The organism is Variovorax sp. E3 (assembly GCF_016082275.1).
In the GTDB taxonomy this organism is placed as follows: Bacteria; Pseudomonadota; Gammaproteobacteria; order Burkholderiales; family Burkholderiaceae_C; genus Variovorax.
Genome location: NZ_MOWM01000019.1, coordinates 1 through 18,770 on the forward strand (window position 1 = coordinate 1; position 18,770 = coordinate 18,770).

General features: G+C 57.8%; 16 protein-coding genes and 2 pseudogenes. 11 read left to right on the forward strand and 7 right to left on the reverse strand.

The window, feature by feature from the left end:
- Positions 1 to 163 precede the first annotated feature (163 nt).
- Both glnK and BMG07_RS09630 read right to left on the reverse strand, forming a co-directional pair.
- Entirely contained in the window at positions 164 to 502 is a 339-nt protein-coding gene (gene glnK, locus BMG07_RS09625) for a P-II family nitrogen regulator (RefSeq protein WP_007833403.1), read from the reverse strand.
- A 64-nt stretch (positions 503 to 566) separates the two neighbouring features.
- A complete protein-coding gene (locus tag BMG07_RS09630) occupies positions 567 to 1,442 on the reverse strand; it encodes a TorF family putative porin (RefSeq protein WP_198084371.1) in 876 nt (291 codons plus the stop codon).
- Between the two features lie 216 nt (positions 1,443 to 1,658).
- Here BMG07_RS09630 and BMG07_RS09635 point away from each other — a divergent pair.
- Positions 1,659 to 2,564 (forward strand): annotated as a pseudogene (locus tag BMG07_RS09635) (YifB family Mg chelatase-like AAA ATPase); the annotation flags it as partial.
- 127 nt (positions 2,565 to 2,691) lie between these two features.
- Here BMG07_RS09635 and BMG07_RS09640 read toward each other — a convergent pair.
- The 3 genes from BMG07_RS09640 to BMG07_RS09650 form a co-directional block, all read right to left on the reverse strand.
- Positions 2,692 to 3,183: a hypothetical protein gene (locus BMG07_RS09640; RefSeq protein ID WP_198084372.1), complete on the reverse strand. Its 492-nt coding sequence runs from the start codon at positions 3,181 to 3,183 to the stop codon at positions 2,692 to 2,694.
- Positions 3,180 to 4,067, reverse strand: a complete 888-nt coding sequence (locus BMG07_RS09645; protein WP_198084373.1) for a hypothetical protein — start codon at positions 4,065 to 4,067, stop codon at positions 3,180 to 3,182. The genes BMG07_RS09640 and BMG07_RS09645 overlap by 4 nt, the downstream gene beginning before the upstream one ends.
- A 686-nt stretch (positions 4,068 to 4,753) precedes the next feature.
- The gene (locus BMG07_RS09650; protein WP_198084374.1) at positions 4,754 to 4,963 is read right to left on the reverse strand and encodes a hypothetical protein; all 210 of its coding nucleotides are present in this window, start codon (positions 4,961 to 4,963) and stop codon (positions 4,754 to 4,756) included.
- Positions 4,964 to 5,311: 348 nt separating this feature from the next.
- On the opposite strand from BMG07_RS09650, the gene BMG07_RS09655 reads away from it, so the two are divergent.
- The 3 genes from BMG07_RS09655 to BMG07_RS09665 all read left to right on the forward strand — a co-directional run bounded on the left by BMG07_RS09655 (position 5,312) and on the right by BMG07_RS09665 (position 9,841).
- Positions 5,312 to 7,345: a protein kinase gene (locus tag BMG07_RS09655; RefSeq protein WP_198084375.1), complete on the forward strand. Its 2,034-nt coding sequence runs from the start codon at positions 5,312 to 5,314 to the stop codon at positions 7,343 to 7,345.
- Positions 7,346 to 7,539: 194 nt separating this feature from the next.
- Entirely contained in the window at positions 7,540 to 8,901 is a 1,362-nt protein-coding gene (locus tag BMG07_RS09660; RefSeq protein WP_198084376.1) for a hypothetical protein, read from the forward strand.
- Positions 8,873 to 9,841 carry a hypothetical protein gene (locus BMG07_RS09665; RefSeq protein ID WP_198084377.1) on the forward strand — a complete coding sequence of 323 codons (969 nt, stop codon included), beginning with the start codon at positions 8,873 to 8,875 and terminating at the stop codon, positions 9,839 to 9,841. The genes BMG07_RS09660 and BMG07_RS09665 overlap by 29 nt, the downstream gene beginning before the upstream one ends.
- A 459-nt stretch (positions 9,842 to 10,300) precedes the next feature.
- Here the strand turns inward: BMG07_RS09665 and BMG07_RS09670 are convergent, their stop codons facing one another.
- Entirely contained in the window at positions 10,301 to 10,621 is a 321-nt protein-coding gene (locus tag BMG07_RS09670) for a hypothetical protein (protein ID WP_198084378.1), read from the reverse strand.
- A 909-nt stretch (positions 10,622 to 11,530) separates the two neighbouring features.
- On the opposite strand from BMG07_RS09670, the gene BMG07_RS09675 reads away from it, so the two are divergent.
- From BMG07_RS09675 to BMG07_RS09685, 3 genes are all read left to right on the forward strand, one after another.
- Positions 11,531 to 12,172 (forward strand): hypothetical protein, encoded by a 642-nt coding sequence (locus tag BMG07_RS09675; protein WP_198084379.1) that lies wholly within the window; start codon positions 11,531 to 11,533, stop codon positions 12,170 to 12,172.
- On the forward strand, positions 12,169 to 13,272 hold the full coding sequence (locus tag BMG07_RS09680; RefSeq protein ID WP_269758812.1) for an AAA family ATPase: 1,104 nt from the start codon (positions 12,169 to 12,171) through the stop codon (positions 13,270 to 13,272). The genes BMG07_RS09675 and BMG07_RS09680 overlap by 4 nt, the downstream gene beginning before the upstream one ends.
- Before the next feature lie 1,199 nt (positions 13,273 to 14,471).
- A complete protein-coding gene (locus tag BMG07_RS09685) occupies positions 14,472 to 15,503 on the forward strand; it encodes an alpha-ketoglutarate-dependent dioxygenase AlkB (protein WP_198084381.1) in 1,032 nt (343 codons plus the stop codon).
- A 69-nt stretch (positions 15,504 to 15,572) separates the two neighbouring features.
- Here BMG07_RS09685 and BMG07_RS09690 read toward each other — a convergent pair.
- Positions 15,573 to 15,972 (reverse strand): annotated as a pseudogene (locus BMG07_RS09690) (IS3 family transposase); the annotation flags it as partial.
- A 288-nt stretch (positions 15,973 to 16,260) separates the two neighbouring features.
- Here BMG07_RS09690 and BMG07_RS09695 point away from each other — a divergent pair.
- From BMG07_RS09695 to BMG07_RS09710, 4 genes are read left to right on the forward strand one after another with little or no spacing between them, the layout of a single operon-like run.
- The gene (locus BMG07_RS09695) at positions 16,261 to 16,539 is read left to right on the forward strand and encodes a hypothetical protein (RefSeq protein ID WP_198084382.1); all 279 of its coding nucleotides are present in this window, start codon (positions 16,261 to 16,263) and stop codon (positions 16,537 to 16,539) included.
- On the forward strand, positions 16,536 to 16,907 hold the full coding sequence (locus BMG07_RS09700) for a helix-turn-helix domain-containing protein (RefSeq protein WP_198084383.1): 372 nt from the start codon (positions 16,536 to 16,538) through the stop codon (positions 16,905 to 16,907). Before BMG07_RS09695 ends, BMG07_RS09700 begins: the two co-directional genes overlap by 4 nt.
- The gene (locus BMG07_RS09705; RefSeq protein WP_198084384.1) at positions 16,904 to 17,980 is read left to right on the forward strand and encodes an ImmA/IrrE family metallo-endopeptidase; all 1,077 of its coding nucleotides are present in this window, start codon (positions 16,904 to 16,906) and stop codon (positions 17,978 to 17,980) included. Before BMG07_RS09700 ends, BMG07_RS09705 begins: the two co-directional genes overlap by 4 nt.
- Positions 17,977 to 18,612, forward strand: a complete 636-nt coding sequence (locus BMG07_RS09710) for a C1 family peptidase (protein WP_198084385.1) — start codon at positions 17,977 to 17,979, stop codon at positions 18,610 to 18,612. The genes BMG07_RS09705 and BMG07_RS09710 overlap by 4 nt, the downstream gene beginning before the upstream one ends.
- The last annotated feature ends 158 nt before the right edge of the window (positions 18,613 to 18,770 follow it).

Here is an 18,770-nt window from a genome sequence, read left to right on the forward strand (position 1 = left end):
GGCGTGGCGGCGGCGGGTGCCGTGGCGGCCGGGGCTTCAGCGGCGGCGGGCGCGGCCGGGGTCTGTGCGAAGCCGGACGTACCGGCGGCGAGCACGCTCAAGCCGAGCGCAAGAGAGACAAGCAGTTTTTTCATAGTCGTTGTTCTTTCGGGCCTGGACTCGGTCAGAGGGCTTCGCGGCCTGTTTCGCCGGTGCGGATGCGCACGACCTGTTCGAGGTTGTAGACAAAGATCTTGCCGTCGCCGATCTTGCCGGTGCGGGCCGCGCCCTCGACGGCTTCGATCACGCGGTCGACGAGGTCGTCGGAGACGGCCGCTTCGATCTTGACCTTGGGCAGGAAGTCGACCACGTACTCCGCGCCGCGGTACAGCTCGGTGTGGCCCTTCTGGCGGCCGAAGCCCTTGACCTCGGTGACCGTGATCCCCTGCACGCCGATGGCCGACAGTGCTTCGCGCACCTCGTCGAGCTTGAACGGTTTGATGATGGCTGTGACCAGCTTCATGAGTTTTCTCCTTTGGATGGAAATGAAATGGTGCGGCAGCTTGGGCCGCGCCTCGTTGTTTTATTTACAGCGTCTTCGTCAGCGTCAGGATGAAGCGCGCCTTGTTCGGCGAGTAGGTCGTCTGGCCGAAGGGACCGAAGCCGACGTCGATGCCGGGGTTGGCCACCGCGAGGTACGAGCTCTTCTTGTTCGCGCCCTGCACCGAGCCGGTCAGCGACAGGCCGTTGCCGAAGTCGTAGCTCGCGCCCACGTTGTAGTCGACGTAGCTCTTGTAGCCCAGGCTGCGGATGTCGCTGGACATGTTGGTGTAGCCAACCGCCGCCTTCAGCGTGACCTTGGGCACGATTTCCTTGCTGTAGGCCAGGTTCAGGTAACCGGTGTTGGTGCCCTTCAAACCCGAGCCGGCCTTGTTGCCGGCGTAGCCGAAGTAGTCCTTGGACACGGTGTGCGAGTACTTGGCGGTGAACGAACCGAAGGTTTCGTTGGCGTAGGTGGCGCCCAGGTACAACTCCGTGGTGTTGCCCGACGAGTTGCCCGGGTAGATGTAGGTGAGCGCACCCACGTCCATGTCCAGCGGGCCGGCCTTGAACTTGTAGCCGCCGTACACGTCCATCTCGATGCTGTTGCCCTTGAGCCAGTTGACGCTGGAGTTCCAGTTGCCCACGTAGAAGCCGCTGTCGCCGAAGGCGTAGTCCAGGCCGCCCTGGATCGCGGGCTTGAAGCCCTTGGTCTTGGCGTAGTCGTTCTTGCCGAGCATGTCCTGGTCTTGCCCACGGAACTTGTAGTTCGTGGTGAGGGACACGTTGCCGGTGAGGTTCGGGGCGGGTGCTGCCGCCGGTGCTGCCGCGGCATCCGTCGTGGCCTGCGCCAGGGCGGCGCCCGACGCGGTCAATGCAGTAGCCAGAACGATCAGCGCCTGGGCGGCGGTACGGTGCGTCATCGGGAAACTCCTCGCAAGTGTGTTGTTGGACCTGGGAGGCTCAAAGCAGGGAGCGTGCCAAACTGCACAAATACCTCTGCCCCAGGCGGTGCGCACGGCTCGCGTTGAGAGCGAAATCGTTACAACGCTTGTTTCGGCTGGTTGCAGCTCCCGTCTGGAGCGCACCACGGCGGGCACGCCCCAGGCGACCGCACCATCTTGGGGAGAGGGAGAGGAATGAGTCTGTCTTTGGTGCAAGGCCGTGCCTTGGTGGGGCTGGAAGCGGCCAGCGTCACGATCGAGGTGCATCTGGCCAACGGCTTGCCCAGCTTCACGCTGGTCGGCCTGGCGGAAACCGAGGTCAAGGAGTCGCGCGAACGCGTGCGCTCGGCCATCCAGAACGCGGGGCTGGAGTTTCCGAACAACAAGAAAATCATCGTGAACCTCGCGCCGGCCGACCTGCCGAAGGACTCGGGGCGCTTCGATCTGCCCATTGCACTGGGCATCCTCGCGGCCAGCGGGCAGATCGACGGCGCCAGGCTGGCCGGGCACGAGTTCGCGGGCGAACTCTCGCTGTCGGGCGAGTTGCGGCCCGTGCGCGGCGCCCTGGCCATGGCGCTGGCCCTGCACACGCGCGGCGTGGCCACGCGGCTGGTGCTGCCCCTGGACAGTGCGCAAGAGGCCGCGCTGGTGCCCGACGGCGAGGTCTATGGCGCCAGGCATCTGCTGGACGTGGTGCGGCAGTTCGTCGTCGACAGCGAGGCCGCATCGCAATGGCCCGATCCGCCGGCCGACGGCTGGGCGCGGATTCAGGCGGCGCCCGCCGCGAGCGGCCCGCGCTATGCCGACCTGGCCGACGTGAAGGGCCATGCGAGCGCCAAGCGCGCGCTCGAAATCGCGGCGGCCGGCGGCCACAGCCTGCTGATGATGGGCGAGCCGGGCTCGGGCAAGTCCATGCTCGCGCAACGCTTCGCCGGGCTGCTGCCGGCGATGAGCATCGACGAGGCATTGGAAAGCGCCGCCGTGGCCAGCCTGGGCGGGCCCTTTGCAACGTCGCGGTGGATGTCGCGGCCGACCTGCTCGCCGCATCACACGTCCAGCGCGGTGGCGCTGGTGGGTGGCGGCTCTCCGCCACGGCCGGGTGGACACGCACTCAGTTAGGCGCAACCACGATCGCAGTTGCGCCTAACCAAGCATGGGAAAACTTGCGTCATGGCGGCTTGGTGACGGCCAGTCGCCATGAACGGCTGCAGCATCCGGCCACTCGCCGTTATCTGCCATAAGGCACGGCATACCGCGAAAGCAGTTGTTGGAGTCGTGTGCCGCAATCCCTTAGTGCGACATCCGCCACGACAGTCAGAACCGCCAGCGATGAACGAGGAAGCCCGTCCCGTTTTGCCGCGTCTTGCTCACTGATCCGAGTCCTCTCGCTCCGCGGGTCACCAATGTCGAGTGATCTCTCGCCGATTTGCACGCTCCCCGCGAGACGAAGCGCGTCATACTGATCGGGGCCGAGATTCGCCGGAAAACCGTGCCGACGTAGCGCCATAAGTGAACGGCGATCCGCCCCGCCGTCAGGGCCGCGCGCGTAGTCGTACGCCAGCAGGTGAGCTCTCTCGAACTTTTCGTAGTCCAGGTCGCAAAGAAACGGGGCGAGACGATTGAGTGAATCGCCCTCGTTATCACCTTCGGGCACGCAGATTGATTCAGCTTCCTTGAGTGCTGCAATGACCTGTCGCAGGCTTGGCTTTCCGACCATCATTGCCAACCCTCCAGGAACTCCACTGCAACATCGCCAAACAATTGACGAGCGCGCTCCGAAAGCATCGCGTGATAGGACTCCATGCTCGGCATCGCGGCACGATACGACCCCCATCTGGTTCCGGAATTCTGTAGCGTGGCGCCGACCGTGGTCGCCATGACAATTCCAGTTGGCTTCTGTTCAAACACCACCAGAAGTCCAGCGATCGGTTCAATGCGCAGGCACAAGAACTTGTTCTCCAGCACCAAGAGTGTGGCATCCAGCCAGAACGGAGCCAGTCCCTTCAGGGCTTCTTCATAAGCGCTGATCTTGTCGCCAAAAAGGGCGGCGGCCGGCTCGCCGGCAACGCGGTGCTTGAAATAAGAGCCAGGGTGGGCGAGCGTGACAAAGCTAAAAACCCCTTTCTCTTTGCAAAGCCGGTTGACCTTTTCGAGTGTTTCGAGGTAGTCGTTGAAACTGCTGTAACCCAGATACTTCGCATAGAACTCGATGCGCTTTTGGTGGCCTGCGCCCCGATCAAGTTCATGCAAGATTGATAGACAGAGCTCCAGTTCACACTCGTCCGCCTCCGATCGTTTGCGCGATTGCAGCGAATCGATCGACAACCCAAGACGGTGCTTGAAATGCTTGACGTTCGACAGCTCTTTGAAGTCTTCCGGCTTGAACGGCATCATGATCATGCCGAAATAGCACCAAATGGCCAGGCTCTCCGCGTCCCGAGGGTCTACGGCAGGCTTGGCAATCGGCAGCTGGAACGGCAGGTGCGAGAAAACTTCTGCGGGTAGCGCCGCGGAGATTAGTGCAATGTCTGCACGTTGAGCATCGAGCTCTGTTGGATAGGGGGAAAAAATCATCTTGCGACTCCAAAAGGCGTAGAAAACCATGCCACGGTCGTGGCTAACTAGGTTTCCGACAGGAGTCGTCCTGATTCGGCTGCCGCGCGTTGCGCATGAGCCATGCCTCGGATGGCACGCTCGTAGTATACGGCATCGCTGCGGCCAATCGCGGGCGAAGCCCAATTGAGCATTACGATAAGGCGCAAGCTGCCACGCGCTACGCTAGCCCCTCAACCCGGGGCCGATATTGGACACCGCCAGTTCGCGAACTCGGTTTCCTCCCGCCTCGTTCACGCTGGGGCAGACGCATTGGCGGCCCTGTCTCACTGCACGCTGCTGAGGTCGCGAGAGCGATGAGGCGGCTGAAGTTGCGCTCGATCATTTCGAGCATCGACGGGATCGGTTGCCCCATTCCCCGCTTTTTTACGCTTCCTTCAAGCACCGGTTCAGTGGAGCCCTCGGGCAAGGCATCCCTCGCCCCAAACCGGGCCTAGACGGTCATCATCGTCACCTCATGGTGCAGATCGATCAGCGCGAAGGCCGCGGCTGGCTGGTGATAACCGATGAGCAAGCGCTCGCTCACGGCGTGCTCGAGTTCGGCTTCGCAAGACACCAAGCGATCTGCCGGCTACGTGATGTGATGATCCGAGCTTAGCGGAGTATCTGGCCGCTTCGACGACCTGCAGAACGGCAGGGTCGTTGGCCGAGATTAAGACCGGGGCGAGCAAGGAGGTTTACAAATTTCTTGTGGCTCTCAAGCTCTCAGCCAGATGCCAAAAAATCAGCACAAAGGGGGTCAGGTGGGCGACGTCGACGAACTGTTCGAGAGAATGCTTCCGTTTTCCTCGGCTGTATTCGAGTCGCTCGTTCCGCAGACCTGATAGCCTAGTTTGATCATCAGCCGGTGCCTCGTCGCCGTCGTGCTGGCGCAGCTTCTTGCTCATCATCGTCTGTTCTTGCTTCCAACTTGGCTGAAAGGCAGCTGCGCCGTGGACTGCCTACAGCCGCCTTAATTCTGCAACTTGATCGAATCGTCGGATGGGCCACCGCTATTTCTCGAGTAGTCGCAATAAAAAACTCTTTGGCCTATTTTTTCCCGAGATGAGGCTGCTACTGGAGTACCGCCCGACGCCAAAGGCGGGAGGTACCACCAACGAGGTGACTCCGCCAGAGGTGGCTATGGCGAGCTAGACGACTACCGTAAAAGTGCGCCATGAGCTGAGTAACGTTCAGCCCTCGCCTAAGACGGTTGACCCGCGCCCATTTTGATATGGATAACTCGGAAGAAGCACATGAAAGACACCGAATACATTGAGTCAGCCATCCAGCGTTGCCTTGACTTCATGCTGCAGCGTCCTCACAAGAAGGCCGGCACTCGACGAGTCATTGATGCCCTGGATGTGCAGGAGCCGGCCTGGGCACAAGCTGCGAAAAACCCGGCCTTCGTTCGTTGGTTGGTGGAGACCAATCCCAAGACCGCCAAGCACCGGGCTCACATGCTTCTCGGCACCATGGAGAACCGGGACGAAGCCGGAGTCGTCGCAGTTTTCAAGCTGTTCCGGCGACAGCTGTCAGGGCTCCGCGACTTCGGTTACGGAGTGCCTTCGGGGGAAAATTCTGGTCATCGAATTGGGGACATTCTCTATGGCAAGTACGAAGTCGTCGAGCGCTTAGGGGTCGGCGGTTGCGGAGAAGTCCTTCTTGTCTACGCCCATCCCGAGCACTTCGCCGGCTTTTATGCACTGAAGCTGTTGCACACAGTCGCACCGCCGAATAACCTCAGGCGATTCGAACATGAGTCGAAGCTGCTCCTCGGGCTTGAGGGGCACCCGCACGTGGTCGCCGCGCGCTTCATTGAGAAGGAAGGCGACCAGATAGGTCTTGTCATGGACTACGTGGCACCGAACGGGGAAGAACTCGTCACTCTGCAACACCACATAGCCCTTGGCACCATTCCATTTGCCACGCAGCTGAAATGGGCAGTCCATTGCTGCGCAGGGCTCGCGCATGCGTACGGGCATGGAGTGACTGCGCACAGGGACATCAAGCCTGCGAATGTGCTCATCGACGGCGCGGGAAATGCAAGAATTTCCGACTTTGGCTTGGCGGCGCTTGGCATCGTTCCCAACATCCGAGCGGACCACTCAAATTGCGATGGCATGCGCATCGGGCCCATGCTCACGCAAGACGGCGCAACATTTGGTACGCCACCATACATGGCACCAGAGCAGTTCGATAGTGCACGTGCGTGTGACTGCCGCAGCGACATCTACAGTCTCGGTCTCACGTTCTACGAGATGGCTATCGGGCACATGGCGTTTCCGATGGGCGACAGACGGGGCATGGGCGTTTTCCCCTGGTACCGGTATGTGCATCAACAGGGAGCTCTCCCGGAGTTCAATTCCCCTTTGTTGCCCATCATCGCCAAGTGTTGCGCCAAGGGTCCTGAGGACAGGTTCCAGACGATAGAAGAACTGATGACCGCGCTGAGAGCCTTGGGCTCGTCTCACGGACTTGAGGATCTGGTATCTGTCGAAGACCGTATGGATAGCTTAGCGATGTATGCCAAGCTGGCCAATCAAGGCGCAGCTCATGCTCGATTCGGTGAGCATGAGATGGCTGTGAACTACTTCAGGCAAGCGATGGAATGCACTTCATTGGCACAAGTGCATCTGGACCTTGCTCAAAGCCTGTACGTACTACGCAGATACGAAGAGGCCGTGGAAGTGCTAGCGCAGGATACCTCTGACCCATCCGCCTATAAGGAAAATCTGTCGGGCATTTGCGTTGTGAAGCTTTACGGCTGGGCGCCTGCGCTACCGTACTTCGAGGCGGCCATTCTGCGTGACCCCATCCATTTTGCCAGTCACGACAACTTGGTAAAAGCGTTCCACGCCACGGCACAGCCCGCAAAGGCTCTTGAAGCGCTGAACGCGCTGGTATCACTGACGGGTGCAAGGGCTGAGCACTGGGTGTTGAAGGCCGAGACAGAGCTGCAACTGGGCAGCATTGATGAGGCGTTCCGTTCGCTAGGTCATGCAGTGAGTCTGGACGACAAGGCCTTGGAGTCAGTGCGTGCTCGCCGGGTCTCCGACGAACTCACCCTGCGTTCGATTCAACGTCGAGTCAAGCGCCTCTTGGGTGTCGAGTTCAACGAGGGTAGGCTGACCAGCGCCATCGCTGCGGCGCTCCATGTTCTCGAACGGGTTGGTCCCAACATGGCTGCAGTAGTTGCCGCCATGCGTAAGGAGGAGCCGGCAATAACCTACGACCAGGCCGAGCGGGTGTTCCGCCAGATCCTCTTGGCACGAGTGCCGGCGTCTTAACGAGAGCGTTCACCTCTTTGGCGTTTGACGCCAAGTGCGGTGGAGTGCGCATACCTAAAACAGGGGATGCGCATCTCCCTTCAGGCGATAGAGTTCTCGAACTCCTTGGAGGGATGTCAAATGGGAACCTTTGAAAGTCTCGAAGAAGTGGCCAAAGATCCTGGTCTTGTAGCCTTAGCTATCGAAAGATCGCCATGACGACGAAGCGGATCGTGGGAGGAAAAATCCTCGGCGGCTTCGCAACTGCAATGTTGATGCTGGCTGCACAGCCCGGCTGGGCCGACGACGTTCCGGCGGACAAACTCACCGAACAGGAGAAGCAGCGTGCCTTGGAACTCGACAAGGCCAAGATGTTTGCTGCGAAAGAGAAGGACCTTCTCACGGTCAAGAACGAACTGGAGAAAGCCAAAGTCGATGCTGCGACGCCCGCAACAGCCGCTGGCGTCACGCCGCCATCAGGGAGTTTTACGGGCGCCAAAGAGATGACCTTCGCGATGTACATGGTCTCGCTCGAAGGCCTCGAACTCGCTGCACAAGCCCTCTGCGACGACCTTTCGAACAAGGGCATCACGAAGGTGTACATCACAAGCAAGGATGCCATTGAAGCTGCAGCAAAGGATCTGGCGATCGGTCGGGCGCGCGAGCAACTCCGCAATAAGCTGAGTACGGCCGACTTTCAGGTGAGGCAGATGACCAATGAGATCAACGGTACGGCGGGGGGGGCGAGGATCAGCGCAGCATCCTTGACTGCGGTCGCCAGCGGCATCGACGTGGCCACCGGACTTGTAAAGGGAGCCGCGGGGCTCGCCGCGCTTTTCAAGTCTGAACGCACACTCCAGAGCGTGGACAATTTGCTCACACAGACGGAGATGTCGGCCGCGCTTTCCATGTGCGCAAATGACCCCGGCGAGACAGCGGCGCCCGCGGTGAACTACGTGGACAACGATTCCACGGCCCTGGACGCCAAGATCGGTCAGATCATCAATGAGGTGAACCAGATCAGCATTAAGGCAAACGGGTTGGACAATGCATTGACGGCAATGCTCGATGCCTCAGTCAAGCTGGACGAGGAGATCGCCGCTGCCACCAGGGCGAAAGACACCTTTAAATTGAAGGCGCTTTCCAACCGAAAGCCGCCCCCCAACTTCGACGCGTTCAAGACCAAGGCCGCAGGTCTGGTCACGCAGGCCGAAGCATATGTCGATACGGTTTATCAAGTGGACGCGACGTCCGGTCTCTCCCCTTTGATTGTGAGCGCGCAATTCCGCGCCATCAAGGAAGCGATGGCTGCAACCGGGCGTCTAACGCTGGTTCTACTGAAGTCCGGCGGCTACACGCTGACGACGAAGCGGCTGCTTCTGAACGATCGAGTGGACTATGCGGGCGGCTTGGCGATTCGTGCCACCGTCACGGCCGCCGACGCAGCCTCAGCTACGACCGTGTCTTCTATCGCGACAGCGGCTGGATCCGGGCCGACTTCGAGAGTTCCGGTGAGAAGCTCAAGCGCAGGAACTTCGAGATTCCCAAATGAAGCTCAACGCGGCGCGCAAAGCTAAGCAAGTCATCCAGCGCGACATTCAGGACACGCTGTTCGAGCATGTTCAACAACTGGCCAACCGTCCACCGGGTCAGGCTTGGGCGAAGAACAAACCCGCGATCCCGCTGCTGAGCGTGGGCATCGCGCAGGGCGCGGGCGCCGGGGACTATCGCGTCGCTGTGCGAATCTGTCGTCACGGCTATCGCGTGGAGACGCTCAATAAGGTGTTCGCGCGCCATCGGGCTGCTGACATGGACCTGCGCTATGTGGGCCGAATTTTCCCCATCGGCGTCGCGCCAATGTGGATCCGCAGCGGCGATTCCTCGGTTTCGCATTACCTGACCGGCACAGGCACCATCGGTTGCCCAGTCACCGACCTATCGACTGGGGAGCGCATGTTGCTCTCCAACAACCACGTCATCGCCCTTGAGAACGACGCGGTGCTTGACGATCCGGTGATCGACCCAGGCGCCGACGATGGCGGCAGGCCCGAAACCAGCACCGTGGCACGCTTTGCCCGCTGCGTGAAGCTCGATTTCTCCGGCGAGGCCAATGTCGTGGATTGCGCGGTGGCACGCATGACTGCTGGCGTTAGGCTGGCGCCGCCTGATGGCGCAGGCTTCGTCTATAACCCCAGCCTTCCGCCCGCGCTGGCCTCAAGGAACTCACTGATGCGAAAGATTGGGCGTTCCACAGGTCTGACGAGCGGCAGGGTAACGGCCATCGAAGTCAGCGACTTTTTTGTGGACTACCAAAATGGTCCTGCTGCTTTCAAAGGACAGATAGAGGTCACCGGCATTTCAGGCGCATTCGCGGCGCACGGCGACAGCGGATCCCTGGTGGTCAATGAGCGCGGCGCCGCGGTGGGGCTGCTGTTTGCGGTCAGCGAGACCGGCGTTGCCTACGTCAATCCGATCATGCCGGTGCTCCAGCAGCTCGGTGTTGCATTGTCGAGTTGACGAGCCTCCGCCCAGTAATTCGCCACCGTATCCGCTGCATGCCAACATGCCCGCCTCGTCTTCGGCTGTCAAGGTGACCTGATGCATTTGCTACGCCTACAGCAGATCGAGGCGCTTCAAGAAATCAGTGCAATTTGGCAAGAGCAAGGCGGGCGAAGTTCTTGGTCGCATCAAAGAGGCAATGGCAGTTAGGTGCGCCCGCTGTTCCGTTCTAAGTAGCCGCGGCGGGCAATTCTGCTGATTCCTTTCTAACAAAGAAGCCGCTTCAGACCACGGCAAGGCTGCGAAACTTATCAACCTAGTGGCAGCCAAACCTCAGTCTGAAGAGCGCCGCACCGACGCACTCGTTCCCGACTTCGACAGCATAGCGAACCGACTCCGCTTGCACGAGACTCCGGGCGTTTATGCAAAGTCAGGCCGTCGCGTCCGCCGTCTAGGACAAGGTGGCTGAGCTTTGGGCTATTGCGGGTGCGCCAACTCTTCGGCGATTGGGAAGGCAAGCTTTAACTCATCCCAAAATGAAGCGCTAGAAATAGTCTTGTACTTCATGAAATATTGCCGATACCCAAGATCAAAAGAAGAAGACATTGCCCTGCTCTCGACATTCTTGAAATAAGCTTCAAGATCCTCTTGGTAAATTTCAGCGCCTCTTGCTCTAGTAAGATTTTCGCAAACCTTTAATGCCAAAGTCTCGTGAAAGGACCGGTAAATCTGATTGTCTCCATCAAATGCGCAATATGCACGCACCTGCGCTGTCAAGCCATCTTGAAATTTAAACATTGCCGTCGCGTGTGTAATTTCGTGGCATAAAAGAATTCTAGCCAGGCTTTTCCCGGAAATACCGATTTCCTTTGCCTCAGCTGCTAAAGCCGATAGATTGGTGAAAATTGCTGGAGGGGACGGAGCGAAGTAACATGCCTCAGCCTTGCTATCGACCCTCGACGCGCCGCTGCCGTTCTGGCAAATTGCGTATCCCTTTGCGCAAATTACGTTTTAGTCGATAAAAACGAGTCGACGTATATTCGAATCCGAAGTTGTTGTTCCAAAAGTCCTTTTGGAACTCGTAGATCATTCACGAGAATGTCGAATACGATTTCAGAGTATGGGCCCAAATTATCTCGCGCTACATCGAGATATTCATCTGCAGTCATAGCTATCGCCCCCCTAAATTTTAAAGGATAGGATCATTGCGCGCGCTTGGGCGATCCGACCTTGTTGGGCCGAAGCGTATTTGCATTTTCGAAGTAATCGCTCGCGAGAGGCATGAAATTTCGTCTTCCTTGGTCCAGATCCGCAGGAAGAGTTCTGGCCGTACAGAGCGCCGCATCGCTTGCGTCTAATTTTGAAGCTTCGAATACCCAAAACTAGGGTTGACACGAGTTCGCCGACATGGTTGAAAGTTTTATCCAATCGCGATCTTGTGAAAAAATGTTTCCAAGGACCTGCTGCATTTGGGTCACGCAGCTGTATATTTGCAGCATTATTCGAGGAGACAACGTGCCCCGTAGAAAGCCCTGGTTAGACGATTTGAGGCGTCGCCTCGTTGTAAATCCCATCCTAAACGACCCCCGAAGCAAAGGCGGCTCTCTTTTGGGGAAGAGTTTTGATTGGGTCTATCAGCACGTTATCAAAGGCGGGCAAGCAGAATTCAACGAACACCTTGGGACTTTCTCTCCGAGAGATCGTGCGATGCTGTACGCGTACATTAATCAAAAAGGCCACGTCGATGAATTGATCCACGCCTTCACGAAGTTCGCTCCGAACTTGGACATGGTGCATGGCGCTACGATCGTTGATATCGGATGTGGACCTTTCACCGCCGGACTCGCTTTGGCAAACGTCGTGGGAAACGGAGCGGCTTTCCGGTATTTCGGTGTTGATCGCGCAGCTTCAATGTGTGAATTCGGGTCGGAGCTTGCTCAAGAAGTGAGAGCGTTGGGCGAGATGAACTTGAAGACGCAAGTCAGCTTTCACGGGTCGGTGGATGAGATCGATTTCGGCGCGCGGCGCGCAGGGGAGGTCACTGTTTTTGTGCTTTCCTATCTTCTCGCGAGCTCGTCGCTGGATGTCGAGGCCCTTGTGAACGAAATTTCTGCTGCTCGCGAGCGAATTGGCTGGGGGCCAGCTGTCATTTTGTACACAAACTCGGCTAAAGACGGGCCGCGCGCGCAATTTCCCGCGTTCAAAAAGCGATTAGAGGATGCCGGTTTTCCGATGCTTATCGAGGAAGAGGAGCGTTTTGCAGAGGCGGATAAACCACGCGACATTCACTACGCTCTTTTTTCCAGGCCAGCAGTGGCAAATTTGCCGATAAGCGAGTTTTTTAAATGAAATTGCCTACCTTGAGTGAGATCACGGAAGAACAGTTTGCAGTCGTTGAGTACTCGGTAGACGCTTCGATTTTGGTTGTGGGTCCGCCCGGTGCAGGGAAAACATCGATGGCGATTCTGCGTGCTCGACTTCTGATCTCGCCCGAACATCGCCGCAGTGTAGTGATGGTCACACGCAACCGTCTACTCACGTCGGTCGCCGGGCAACTTGCCAAAGAAAACCAAGCGCTAATCCGGACCGAAACGATGCATTCGCTGGTCGCAGGCGATTACTACCAGCGATTTAACGCATACGTGCCTCAGTCAAGGCCCTTTGAATTCATCTGGGCGGCGGTACTCGAAAGATATGAAAAGGCTGGTGTGCGGCCTCATCTCGATCATCTCGTGATAGATGAAGGACAAAATTTGCCCATTGAGTTCATTCAATGGGCAGTACGTTTTGGTGCTAAGGCTGTTTCTCTTTTCGCTGATGAGGATCAAGCGACCTTGGGCCGTGGTTCGAAAGTCGCGGAGTATCACGCGGCCGGCTTCACGGCCGTTTTACCGCTGTTAATAAATCACCGCAGCACAGCGGAAATCGTGGAGTTCGCCGAACACTTCCATCGAAACAGAGTTATTCCAAGGGCGGCCGCGAGACGAGGAGGTGGGTTCGACCGCCCATGGCTGATAGAGGCGGCAACTTGGGATGATCTTGCAAACACGGTGGCGTCGAGGTATGCCAATAGAGCAGAAGCCCTCGGGGTCATCGTCTTTCGCAAGACAGAAGTCACGCATCTTGCTGCGCTCCTAAGGCAGCGCCTTGGTGCGACCCGCGTCGACAGCTATACGAGCGACGCCGATACCGGGGTCGAACATGCCATTCGCATGCGCGACAACGGCGTTACGGTCATCTGTGGCGAATCCGCGATCGGTTTGGAGTTCGACACGCTGTACCTGCAGGATCTGTGGCGATCGCTGCCGCCCGCCCAGGAGGTGGACTATCGACGGATGTACATGTTGAGCGCCCGAGCACGCGACAGCCTGGTGTTGGTGAACGGCCCCGAGACGCTGACCGAGGCACAATTGGCATCACTACCCGCTCCTCCGATACTTGACAGATGAATTCTCCCGCCGGCGGCCAGCTAGACTTGCTTCGCGCCTCCCCTCCTGAGGCGAGCGATCGACTAGGATTGCCGTTGCTCGTGATCGAACTGGATCACCGAGCTTGGATGCGCTTTCTAAGCGAGGAGTGGTTGTTTTCGGCGAGTGCGGACGGACTCCTACTGGGGGTTGACCAAGCATGTCAAACATCGTTGCCTGCAGACCGAACAGCCGTGGTTGTGTGGTTCGACCCTAGCAAGCTACCTTCGCGCGCTACATGGATCTGGGATGGACAATCTTGGATTAAGGGAAGCGCGCAGGACGTTACAACACCAGGCAAGGTTGTAGCTTGGGACGGTCCACTGCCGCTCTTCGCTGTTCGGCGATTTAGCGTGCAGACTAACGAGCAACGGGCGCACCTTCTGGCTATGGTTCGGAACTTCGCAGACATGGAGCTGCCAACGCAGCCCCTTGAACTTGCCCTGATAGAGCATATAGAACCGCCCCCTGCGCCAGTTCGCGAGAGTTGCAGCTCTCCCCCCGTTGATTGGAATGCACGCCGTGGCGCTGCAGCAATGGCACTTTGGGCCGTACCAACGATTGGACCGTGGCTGGATCTCCTATGTGAATGGCTGTCACAGTCTTCGCCGGCTTTGGCCGCGAAGCGCGTCCAGGCACCTTGGCTCGCAGCATCCCCTTGGTCGGATCAAAGCGCCAATGCGGGCGTCACGTCATCCCCTTTGTGGCAGGCCATCCTTGAAGAAGTGAGAGCGGCTGAGTTGGTGGCAGGGTGGAAGCCTAGACTGATACTCGAGAAGATCTGCAAGCGAGCGCGAGACGCAGGCGAAAGCGAAGAGAGGCTGAACCGACTATCTGCCTCAAGTACTGCCCTCCTGCAAGATCGCGGGACGATACAAGAAATTGGATTGAAAGACGATTTGCTCGGCCTGACACTGCAATTAGTTCTGCTGCGCCCCTCGCCGGACCGGTATGTTGGATGGAAAGAAGACTGGCGTTCGGTTCCTCCAGGAGCGTGGTGGACGGGAGCAGTTCTCACGGGCTATATGTGCGGATTTCGAATGCTTCCGCTACATCTGCGCGGCAGCCCGCATGCCCGGCGACTGACCGCTCTAAGCACTTGGCCATCATCTGACTCGAAGGAGGCAGTACCGTGGGGTTCGCTGCCTCGTGCACCTCTGTCTTGGGGCATCGAGGACGATTTGATTGTCCTGCGATCCGACAGTGTTGTACTGAGCGAGCAAAGGTTTAGCAACCGTGGACGTTGGTATCAAGTCGATTTTTCGATTCCGGCGAATCGACGAGAAGCCGAACTGATAGCCCAGAAATTCTGCCCTGAAAAACTTCGCCCGACTCTGGTCTTCGAAGACGGCGACTTCGACATTCTTGGCGATGGACAAGCAAGTGTTTCACCTGAGCGCCGTGTACTCGCTGTAAGAGGACGCATTGAGATTGCGGTCCCTGCAGGCGCGAGAATCGTCACTCAACTTGACGTTTCAGCTTTTCAAACCTGGCTGGCCACCGCCTCGCTCGTTCATCTACTTCCCAAGCCACCTGTAGCGCCCCCGCCGAGCACTATTCCACAGGAGCATGCTGATGCACCTAGGCCCGCAACGACGAAGGATGCAAAAGTCCGGTCGACGAAGAAGAAAGTCGCAGATGAATTTATCAGAGCCGAGATTCCAGAAGGCCTTCAAATAGTCGCGGATTTCGTTTCCTCTTCTGAAGAGAGGAACTTGCTTTCGCTGATTGACGATTCGGAGTGGGACACCGGGATGGCTAGGCGTGTCCAGCACTACGGCTGGCGATACGATTACAAGTCAAAAAAGGTTGATGGGGAAGCGTTTCTTGGACCGCTTCCTGTGTGGGCTGCGGACCTTGGTGAGCGACTCTTCCAAAAAGGCTTGCTAAATGAGCTCCCCGACCAAGTCATTGTTAATGAATACGTTGGCGCCCAAGGTATCAATAAGCACATCGATTGTCCGTCGTGCTTTCGCGGACCCGTGATCACTATCAGTCTCAACGAAAGTTGGGAAATGGTGTTTAGCCGGCGGACTGAGGCAGGCAATGATGAGAAATATAAAGTCTTATTGCCGCGTGGGAGTGCTGCCGTCTTAGATGGAGCGGCCCGTAGTATTTGGAGCCACGAGATACCGCGCCGGCCCAAGGAGCAAGGCTTGCTGCGAGGGCGCCGGGTCTCTATTACGTTTCGGAAAGTAAACACGCCGACGTGAAGACAAAAAGTTGTTGCTTTCCATGAAATCCTCACCTGCGGGAAGGGCGGAGAAGAACTAGGACTGGTTTTACGTCCCAAAGCCAAGACTCGCTGGGTACTTGATAGCCTCGGATAGCCAAGGTAGATCTTGAGCCGCTTTTCGTTGTACCAGCGGATATGGGAATCACCTTTTTTGATGAACTGCTCGATCGTGGCGACCCCAGTCCCGAGGGAGAACAATTCCGTTTTTAGCTGTCCGAAAAGCCTTCGGATGCGGCGTTGTCAGGCGAGCACCCCTTGAGGGACATCGAGCGAATGAGTTTCGCATCTGCGATGCTCGATAGCCAACAAAGCCAGCGATAGTGCGCGCCGCGTTCAGAGTGGATGACGGGCCGGTCGTTGAAATCGACCACCGTCTCAATAGCCGCATCCAGCATCGTATTAACGAGTTCAGCGTCTAAATGCATCCCAATGGACCAGCTGATTATCTATGCTCAAGACGACAGTTACTGCACGGAGATCCTGCACCGTCTGCAGCAGCAACCGAGCGCGAGCGAATAGTAGGGAGCAACCGCGATCAGCGCGCCCTGCGAAGCAACCGTGACGCAGTCCAGCAGTGTCCACCACGCAGCTGCAGCCGAGCACTAAACGCTTAATCGTAGGCAGAGCATGGGCAAAGTCAACGTTCAACGCCTTCACAGGCCAAAGGCCTTGCCACCAAGAGCAGATGAATGTACGATTTTCGTACATTTATTGTTTAATTTTGGAGCATCACCATGGCGGACCTTGCCGAACGGATCAAAGAAGCTTTGGACGCGTTCTGGGATGAGCGCGCGATCCCGTGCGATAGCGGGGAAGCCTCCACCCTTGATGATCTTGTTGGCCCTGTTGAGTCAATGACCGCCGTGGACGTCCTCGTCACACTCGACACAATCACCGGCCTGAAAATTCCCAACACGGTCATTCAAGCAGGGGGCTACCAAACCAAGGACGAGTTCATCACCAAACTGACCGCCGCAGTCCTGGATTACGTAGCCTCGAAGCAAACGCCATGAGTATTTCGGACGGCGCCGACCTTGAGGACCAGCGTGCACAGCTCGCCCGTAGGCTTAAGGAGGCTCGTGACTATGTTGGCTTGTCCCAAGAAGAGGTGGCGTCTGTACTTGGAATCTCTCGGCCCGCGGTTGGGAACATCGAAGCCGGCATTCGCAAGGTGGAGGCGATCGAACTGGACAAGCTCAGCGCTCTCTACGGTCAGTCGGTCAGCTTTCTTCTGACGGGTGAGTTGAAGACCGACGAGAAACGGGTCGCATTTCTGGCGCGAGCTACGCAAGGGTTGTCGGAGAAGGACATGGACGAACTTGCTCGCTTCGCAACATTCCTGCGAAACGCGCCGAAATCCAAACGGCAAGACCCGAAATGAACGAGCGCGAAGCCCTCCTCTCAGCTGTGCGACGCGCTTCAGAGATCCTGGATAAGTTTGAGGCGAAAAAGCGAGTTTCGGAAGGCTACACACGGGTTGATGCCGAGCTGATCGCCAGTGCTTCGGACGTGGTGGTCCTGTATCGAAAGTTCGACCTGCTTCTTGGGGGATTCCTCCGCGAAGATGGTGCCCCAGGGATCATCGTAAATTGGGACAGGCCGAGAGGGCTTGTGCACATGACGTGCGCGCACGAACTGGGACACTTCGCGCTAGGACACGAGAGCACGTCCGATGTCTCTGTGGATGTTGGCCGGAATGCGGCGATGGTGGAGCAAGAGGCGAACCAGTTTGCATATGCTCTTCTCGCGCCCGCCTGGCTGGTTGCAGCCACGATGCGACAAAAAAATTGGTCTCGAAGCCAGCTTCGGCGTCCAGCGATCGTCTATCAACTATCCCTCCGGTTGGGCATCAGTTACAAGGCGATGGTCTGGTCGTTGGTGCGACTCGGCCATCTTGCGATCGCCGATGCGAACCAAATCGTGAACACACAGCCGATCTCGCTAAAACGTGAAACGCTGGACGGAAGGTCTCCGAACGAGTCCAAAAAGGACGTTTGGCTTCTCAACTCATCTGACCGAGATCGAATCCTTGAGCCCGCCATGGGTGATCAGTTCATTTTTGAACTCCCAAACCACGCAGGTTCTGGACATCTCTGGTCCATTGATGAGGTACAGAGCGAAGGCTTTACCTTGCAGCCCTTTGTTCGAGACGCACGACAAGCGGGGAAGACACCAAACAGGCCCGTCGTCATCGGAGGTAACGGGAGTCCAATGCGCTACGAACTGATGGCAGAAGCAGCGTCAGTCGGGTCAACTGCAGAAGACATCGAAGAGGCGCACAGCAAGCTGGTCTCCAAGCGACATTCGCTTGCCGTGCGGGAGTCCACGCCATGGCAGCCAGCGTCGAGCACCACTGATGCGTTCAGCTTGGCCGCCGAATTCAAAGTATTAAAGGCTGGCTTCCCGCAGCCTGAGCGGGAAAGACGCCTCGCGGAAAGCAGAAGCGATCGATGATCGAGGCGATCATCGATTTTTCCTCAAAGTTGGGCGAGGCAAGGGACCAGGGAAGGCGACCAACCTGCCTTGTATTTGCTGGTTCTGACCTCAACGCCGCCGCGAATGACGTGAGCCATTTGAGCGCCGAATTTCTCTGCCATCACGCCGCCATCGCTGCTGCAGACTGGACACCGGCGCGCGGATTTCAGATGGACGAGGTGCTCAGTGCGGTTTCCTCACCAGGTCAACCTCTTGAAGAAGCCTATCCGTACAAGCATGACGACCCAGAAGCGCCGCTCGTCATGCCGAGCGGCGAGTTCTCTCTACATACATCAAGGATCAGCCGCCATCCCGACATGCAGAGCAGTGAGATCGTCTCGAGCGCGCTATCCGGTCAACCGGTAGGCATCGTCATTCAGATCGCTCGATCTGTCTTTACGCCCTCGAACGGGGTCATTGATTTCGACCCTTTCGTGATTCCGGATCAGTACCATGCCCTCATCATTGTCGGTGTGGGCGTTCAGCCAGACACGGCAGATCAGTACCTGCTGCTTCGCAACTCGTGGGGCACCGCTTGGGGCGTCAACGGACATGCGTGGATCTCGGTCACCCATCTCAACCTGCTTTTACTTGAAGGTTTTTTGATCTGATCATGGCTAATCTTTTCGATACCTATGACCGCGTTGTTCCGACGTGGCTCGCAGCCGCCCGACACTTGGACGGCCAACCCGAGCGACAAGCCAGGAATCTGCTGCTTGAGATCAAAAGTCCACTTGCTTTGACGCAAGAAGACCGGGAAATCATGGCA